The sequence below is a fragment of the Pseudomonas sp. PME37.24/025 genome (genome assembly GCF_055556615.1).
In genome coordinates this window covers 12,062-19,598 of sequence record NZ_JBVHNK010000011.1, presented here as the reverse complement: position 1 = coordinate 19,598, position 7,537 = coordinate 12,062, and the positions used below count along the sequence as shown (strand labels likewise).

Here is a 7,537-nt window from a genome sequence, read left to right as displayed (position 1 = left end):
GTACAGCGAGCTTGGAAGGGACTCAGGCGGCGGTGGGCCGTGCTGAGCTGGTCAAACTTAAAAGAGAACACAACTATGCTTTCCTCCCGTAAACCTTTTGCTTCGCTTTCCAAGCGTCACTTGCTGCTGATGGCCGTCGGCTTCAGCACCGTACTGACCGGTTGCGCCACGTCGCCGACCTCCAAGGTCGCCTCGAGCACCAAGGTCGAGTACTACCCCAACTGCTACGAGCCGGTGCAGCACCTGCGTGCCACTGATTCGAACATGACCAAGTCGGTCGTCACTGGCGCGGCCGTCGGCGCTGTCGGCGGTGCACTGCTGGGCGCCCTGACCGACTCTGAGAACCGTGGCCGCAACGCCGCCATCGGTGCAGCGGGTGGTGCCGTGGCGGGCGGCGCGGCCGGTTACTACACCGAGCGCCAGAAGCAGATCGCCGATGACAACCAGCGCATCGCGTCCTACGCCTCCGACGTCAACAAAAGTACCGCCGACATCGACCGCAGCACCGCGTACGCCAAGACTTCGCAGCAGTGCTACCAGAACGCGTTCACCAAACTGGTCGCCGACCGCAAGGCCAAGACCGTCAACGACACCGAAGGCCGCAAGCGTCTGGCAGAAATCGTCGCTGGCCTCAAAGAGTCCAACGACCTGATCGTCGCGGTTAACGGTAAAGCCAGCGAAGACCTGAACAACTACACCCAGGCCTATGAAAAAGACCTGCAGCAAGTAGGCGTGCAGCGCACTGACGTGGTCACTGTGGCAACCGCCGATACCACGCCGGTCGTGGCGCCGACCAAGAGCAAGAAAGCGGTGAAACCGGCGAAAAAACCGGTGCTGCCAACCGTGCCGAAAGAAGCGGTCAGCACCGAGAAAACCCTGCAGACCGCCAAGGTCAAACAGGATGAAAGCAAGCAGGTCGCCAGCGCCGGCACCACTCAGGTCAACAGCATGTGCAAGAACCCGGACCTGGGCGACTGGGCACCGGTGCCTTGCCCGAATGCTTGATTGAGTTGCTGTAGGTCTTTGATCACTCCCACGCTCTGCGTGGGAGTGATCTGTACTGGCTACACCTTGGCGCTCTGCGCCGCCCTCTCCTGCGCTTGCAGATAATCAAGCGCTCGCTACACCGGCAACTGCAGCTCATCCGCCATTCTGCTGAACGCTAATGTGCATGATCTCCCGGGCAGATTCGGGAATGACGATGCAGGCCTCACAGGTTTGCGGTTCTACCAAGGATTGCCAGCGCACGTAGATTAGCCGAGGCAGATCGGCACCAGTGACATGCCTCCCGCTTCGTCCAGCCCCGTTGCTTGTGAATAAAGCGAGTCGGTGCCACCGCCGTTTGCCCCGATACCATCGACATAAATGGTTAGCCGAAGGACTGTTGACCACGCTGGAAATCGGGCGCTCTACCACGCCGTTCGGCGGGTATCTGACGGTTTTCGTACAAACCCCTAAGATTTTTTCCACTCGTGCCGACAGACTGATGAGACATGTGTGCACCAAAGTAGAGCGGCTCCAGAATGCCGTCTGCGCTGTTACATGGAATGTTGCAATCCGGAACGCACCCCCACTTTTTGCATAAGAAGTCCCATGAAATGAATCTCAAGTTCAGCCATAAAATTCTGCTGGCCGCTTCAGGCGTCGTGGTGCTGGCTTTTGCGTTGTTCACTTTGTACAACGACTATCTGCAGCGAAACACCATTCGGCAAAATATTGAATCTTCCGTTGAGCAAGCGGGCGACCTGACCGCCAGCAGCGTGCAGAACTGGATGAGTGGCCGCGTGCTGGTCCTGGAAAACCTCGCCCAGAACGTCGCTCATCAAGGCGCCAATGCCGATCTGCCGGGGTTGGTCGACCAACCTGCCCTCACCTCGAACTTCCAGTTCACCTACGTCGGGCAGGCCAATGGTGTGTTCACCCAGCGCCCTGACGCGAAGATGCCGGACGGCTACGATCCGCGTCAGCGCCCTTGGTACAAACAAGCCGTGGTCGCCGACAAGACCATGCTGACCCCGCCTTACATGGCATCGGTCGGCGGGTTGGTGGTGACCATCGCCATGCCGGTGAAAAAGAACGGCGAACTGCTGGGCGTGGTCGGCGGCGACCTGAGTCTGGAAACCCTGGTGAAGATCATCAACTCGGTGGACTTCGGTGGCATCGGTCACGCGTTCCTCGTCAGCGCCGACGGTCAGGTGATCGTCAGCCCGGACAAGGATCAGGTCATGAAGAACCTGAAAGACATCTATCCGGGTTCCAGCGTCCGCATCGAGAAAGGCAATCAGGAAGTAGCACTGAACAAGCAGGACCGCATCCTCTCATTCACGCCGGTAAGTGGTTTGCCGAATGCCGAGTGGTATGTCGGTCTGTCGATCGACAAGGCCAAGGCCTACGCACCACTGAGCCAGTTCCGCACCTCGGCGCTGATCGCGATGTTCATCGCCGTGAGCGCCATTGCAGTTCTGCTGAGTCTGCTGATCAGCGTGCTGATGCGTCCGCTGACCACAATGGGCCGTGCAATGCAGGACATCGCTCAGGGCGAGGGCGACCTGACCCGTCGTCTGGTGGTAGAAAGCAAAGACGAATTCGGCGAGTTGGGCGGTTCCTTCAACCAGTTCGTTGAGCGGATTCATGCGTCGATTTCCGAAGTGTCCTCGGCGACCCGACAGGTTCATGACCTGTCGCAACGGGTAATGGCATCGTCCAACGCCTCGATCCTCGGCTCCGACGAACAAAGCGCCCGCACCAACAGTGTGGCCGCGGCGATCAACCAATTGGGCGCCGCCACCCAGGAAATCGCCCGCAACGCCGCCGATGCTTCGCAACACGCCAGCGGCGCGAGCGAGCAGGCCGATGACGGTCGTCAGGTGGTGGAAAAAACCATCCTGGCCATGACTGAGCTGTCGCAGAAAATCAGCCTGTCCTGCACGCAGATCGAAACCTTGAACGCGAGCACCGACAACATTGGCCACATTCTCGATGTGATCAAAGGTATCTCCCAGCAGACCAACTTGCTGGCGCTCAACGCGGCCATCGAAGCGGCCCGTGCCGGTGAGGCCGGTCGTGGTTTTGCGGTGGTGGCGGACGAGGTGCGTAACCTGGCTCATCGCACCCAGGAGTCGGCGGAAGAGATCCACAAAATGATCAGCTCGCTGCAGATCGGTTCTCGCGAAGCGGTAACCACCATGAACGCCAGTCAGGTGTCCAGCGAGCAGAGCGTCGAAGTGGCGAACCAGGCTGGTCTGCGACTGGTCAGCGTGACCCAGCGCATCGGCGAAATCGACGGCATGAACCAGTCGGTGGCCGCAGCGACCGAAGAGCAGACTGCAGTGGTGGAAACCCTCAACGTCGACGTCAACCAGATCAATCTGTTGAATCAGCAGAGCGTGGCTAACCTCAATGAAACATTGAAGGATTGCGATGCGCTGTCCCAGCAGGCCAATCGGTTGAAGCAGTTGGTTGATAGTTTCAAGATCTGATTTCTGGTTAGTTGGACCGCGTTATCGTTCAATCGCGGACAAGCCCGCTCCCACATGGTTTGTGTCGTACACACATCCCCTGTGGGAGCGGGCTTGCCCGCGATAGCGGTAGATCAGTCACCGCTGAACCGAAGCCTTACACAAACAGCTTCAACACATTCCCCATCGCATCATCGGCAAACCCCTGAACGAAATCCTTGAACCCCGGCAGGGCTTCGGCATCGCCCTGGGCCGGTTCGGCGATGATGGTCCAGGTCGCTCGCGAGTTGCCTGCGCCCAAGGATTCCACACTCATCGCCGCCCACAAATTGGCCACGCCCAGCGTGTTGTAAATCGTCGTCCAGGTCATGTTCAGCGCCTGGTCATCCCGGGAGTTGAGTTGCTCGACCACCAGGTTGCCATCCTTGAAGAATTTCTTGCGCAGCGACGACACGCCTTCGCCCGTCATCTCGATGTGCGACAGCGCCGGAATGAATTGATCGAAGCCGGCAAAGTTACCGACCACCGCCCAGACTTGCGTTGCATCGGCCGGTACTTCCACCGAAGAAATTACGTGGCAGCCGTGAGGGTTTTTGATCAGGGTATCGGGTTGCAGAGTCTTCATGGTTTTGCTCCTTGCAGGGGTAGGGTGAATCAGATGAAGTTGATTTCTTTGAGGTAGTCGCAGCCGCGCCGCAGCAGCGCCGGGGATTTTTCCGGGTAGTGCGCGCCCATCTGCCGGACGCCGGCCTGGGCGTTGTCGTGGCCGATCATCGAGATGTCGCCGATGTCTTCTTCGAAGCCGTTGAGGTAGAAGCCCAGCACGCCAAACAGCGCGTTATCACTGTCGACGCGGCCCAGTTGCTGCTGCCAGTCGGCGACGCTGACCATGGCGAACTCCCGACCGGCCTCGCGAAATGACGCCACGTAGCAATCCCAGCTCAGGGGCTCGGGGTTGTGCAGGTTGAACACCGCTTTTTCGGCCTGGTAACGGCTGGCGTGGAAGGCGATGAAACGGGCGAGGAAATCCACCGGCATCAGGTCGAAATTCAGCGCGAACTCCGGTACCTGACCGAGCTGGATCGACCCTTTGAGCATCAGCATCAAGCGATTCTTGTGGGGCTGACAGACGCCGGTGAGGCTGTTGAAACTGATGTTGCCGGGGCGATAAAGATTGACCCGCACCCCACGCTCCCGCGCTCGTTCGAGAATCCGCTCGCCGACCCATTTGGACAGGTTGTAGCCGTTCTTGATGTAGATCGGCGGTGTCTGCGCGGCGGGCAGTTCCAGCACCCGGCCATCGTCGGAAATCGTGCTGGACGCCGAGAGCGTCGAGACGAAGTTGAAGATTTTCTTGCTGCGTCCTTCACACAAACGCAGACACTCGAAAATCGGCTCGACGTTGTCCCGCGCCAACGACTCGTAATCGAGGACGTGATTGACGTTGGCGGCGTTGTGCACCAATGCGCCGAACTCGCGATCCAGCCGTGTGTAAACATCTTCGCTGAGCCCCAGTTGCGGACGAGTGATGTCCGCCGCGTAAACCCGCACCCGGCTCAAGTCCAGATGCTCCAGACGGTTTTCCCGCAACGCCTGAGCAAAGCGTTGCGCCGCCGATTGCCCGCCGCCATCGCGCACCAGGCACGCTACTTCGCTGGCGCCCCAGGCCAGCAGCGCTTCGACGATATGAACACCGACAAAACTGTTGGCGCCGGTGACGATCACCTTGTGTACATCGCCCATTCGGCTGACCGGCAGCGGCTCGATATCCAGTTCACGGAAGGCATCGGCCAGGGCTTTTTCGCTTAGCACTTCCTCGGTCCCGGAGCCGCGCACCAAGGTCGCCAGCTTCGCAATCGTCGGCAGTTCGATGAAGCGGTTGATCGATATGCTGCGGCCGAACTCCTCACGCAAACGCAGGAGCATGCGCGACAGCAGAATCGAGTGCCCGCCGAGATTGAAGAAACTTTCGTCGGTGGAAATGTCGCTGGCGGGCAGCTCCAGCAGCTCGGCCCAGATATTCTGCAGCAGCGCTTCATCGGCGCTGGCAGGCAAACGCCGCTGGCTGTTTTCGGTCACGTTGACGGGCAGTTCCAGCAACGCTTTGCGGTCGACCTTGCCGTTGCTGGCGAACGGCATGCTCGCCAGTTCGGTCCATGCGATCGGCTGCATGTAGTCCGGCAGAAACTGCATCGCGTGGGCTTTCAAGGCTTCGCGAGCAGCACCGGGTCGCTCTTCCTGAGGCTGCGCGAGAAAGGCCAGAATCCGTCGTTGAGGGTCGATGATCACCGCCACCTGACGGTACAGCTGACTGTCGCGCAGGCAGCGTTCGATTTCTTCCGGCTCGACCCGAAAGCCGCGAATCTTCACCTGATTGTCTCGCCGTCCGCACAGTTCGATACCGTCGGGGGTCCATTTGGCCATGTCGCCGGAGCGGTAGGCGCGCAAGCTCTGGCCGTTCGGCAGGCTCAGGTTCAGATAACGTTCGGCAGTCTGCTGCGGGTTGTTCAGGTAACCCAGACATACCCCTGGGCCGACGATGTACAACTCACCGACGGTGTGCTCGGTCACCGGTTGAAAGTCCTCATCGAGGATAAGCACCTGACTGTTGGCAATCGGTGCGCCGAGTGTCCGGTTGTTGTCGCCGGGGCGCAGTTGCCGCGCGGTGATCAGCACCGTGGCTTCGGTCGGGCCGTAGAGGTTGTAGAGATTGCCTTGGCGGGTCAGTTGCGCGATCACGTAGGGTTCGCAAACATCGCCACCGGTCATCACATGATCGAGGACCTGCAACTGATCCAGCGGCAGGATGCTCAACAGCGCCGGCGGCAAAAAGGCATGGCTGAGTCGTTGGTGGCGGATCAGCTCGACCAGTTGCAACGGGTCGCGACGTTGATCCTCGTTGGGCACGATCAGCTCGGCGCCCTGAAGCAGGGTCGGGAAAATATCGATCAGCGATGAGTCGAAACTCAATGATGAAAACTGCAATACCCGGCTCTGTTCGGTCAGCTGCACGTAGTTGGCGTACCACGCGGTGAAGTGCGCGAGGTTGGCCTGGCTGAGCAACACGCCTTTGGGGTGCCCCGTGGTGCCCGAGGTATAGAGCGCCATGCACGGTGCGTCGAGATCAGGTCGTTGGCGCATCAAGGGTTGATCGAGATTCACATCGCCGATGTTGATGCGGCTGATGTCCAGCCCCGGCATCGTCTCGCTGAGCGGATGTGCTCCGTCATGCAGCAACAACACCGCGCCGGCGTTTTCCAGAATGTACTGCTGACGTTGCAGCGGATGGCTTGGCTCCAGCGGCAGGTACACCGCGCCGCTGCCCAGGATCGCCAGAATCCCCGCATACAACGCGCTGCATTTTGGCAGGCAGATCCCGACCACCAACGGTCCCTGATGCTGATCGAGCAACGGCTGTAAACGCTGCTGGATGGCGCGGCTGTGGGCGTGCAGTTGCCGATAGCTCAGAGCCGTGCCGGCGACGTTCAGCGCCGGACGCTCGGCGGACTGGATGAAGCGTTGTTCGAGCCGCTCGATCATCGGGATCTGGCTCAGTTGAAGCAGCCAGGGTTGCGCCGTGGTGTTGAGCCGATGGACGAAGGCCAGGTGCTCTAAAAACAGCAGGTTTTCCACCTGCTCGAAGTGCGCGCAAGCCATCGGTTCTGCCTGCAAGAAATACTCGGCATCCCGGGATAAGCGGCTGACCAGCAGTGCCACGTGATCGACCAGATCGGCCACCGCTCGCAGGCGCAATGCCTGGCCGTTACCGGACAGTTCTTCGGCGACTGGCATGCGACTTAGCTGCATCGAGTTGTACGTGCACAGCAGGTCCAATGCCGGCAGGCCTGAGGCGCCCGGCACGCCGACACCCAGCTGCAGCGTCAGGCGCGGTGCATTGCCGAAGTCCTGAAATGGCAGGCTCGCATCGTCGATCAGCAAATCAAACGTGCCTGGCGCCAGCGCCTCCAGATTCGCCGGCCATGCCAGTGAATGACCGTGTTGTTCGAGTTCCAGCGCCAGGTCGGTCAGGGCCTGACTTTGCCCAATGAGCAAAATATCGAGACGTCTCATGATGTTCT

The 7,537-nt window shown here is 59.9% G+C and carries 4 protein-coding genes and 1 pseudogene; 2 read left to right on the top strand and 3 right to left on the bottom strand.

Translation table 11 applies throughout. From position 1 onward, the window contains the following. Window positions 1-75 precede the first annotated feature (75 nt). Entirely contained in the window at window positions 76-1,005 is a 930-nt protein-coding gene (gene tagQ / locus ACZ3HH_RS20045) for a type VI secretion system-associated lipoprotein TagQ (RefSeq protein WP_465806987.1), read from the top strand. A gap of 165 nt (window positions 1,006-1,170) precedes the next feature. Here the strand turns inward: tagQ and ACZ3HH_RS20040 are convergent. Then, window positions 1,171-1,392, bottom strand: a pseudogene (locus ACZ3HH_RS20040) (DUF2931 family protein); the annotation flags it as partial. Window positions 1,393-1,598: 206 nt separating this feature from the next. Here ACZ3HH_RS20040 and ACZ3HH_RS20035 point away from each other — a divergent pair. Continuing rightward, on the top strand, window positions 1,599-3,479 hold the full coding sequence (locus ACZ3HH_RS20035; RefSeq protein WP_460143884.1) for a methyl-accepting chemotaxis protein: 1,881 nt from the start codon (window positions 1,599-1,601) through the stop codon (window positions 3,477-3,479). 136 nt (window positions 3,480-3,615) lie between these two features. On the opposite strand, the gene ACZ3HH_RS20030 is transcribed toward ACZ3HH_RS20035, so the two are convergent. Both ACZ3HH_RS20030 and ACZ3HH_RS20025 read right to left on the bottom strand, forming a co-directional pair. Further along, window positions 3,616-4,083, bottom strand: a complete 468-nt coding sequence (locus ACZ3HH_RS20030) for an SRPBCC family protein (RefSeq protein WP_465806984.1) — start codon at window positions 4,081-4,083, stop codon at window positions 3,616-3,618. 29 nt (window positions 4,084-4,112) lie between these two features. Continuing rightward, the gene (locus ACZ3HH_RS20025; RefSeq protein ID WP_465806982.1) at window positions 4,113-7,529 is read right to left on the bottom strand and encodes an amino acid adenylation domain-containing protein; all 3,417 of its coding nucleotides are present in this window, start codon (window positions 7,527-7,529) and stop codon (window positions 4,113-4,115) included. Between the last annotated feature and the right edge of the window lie 8 nt (window positions 7,530-7,537).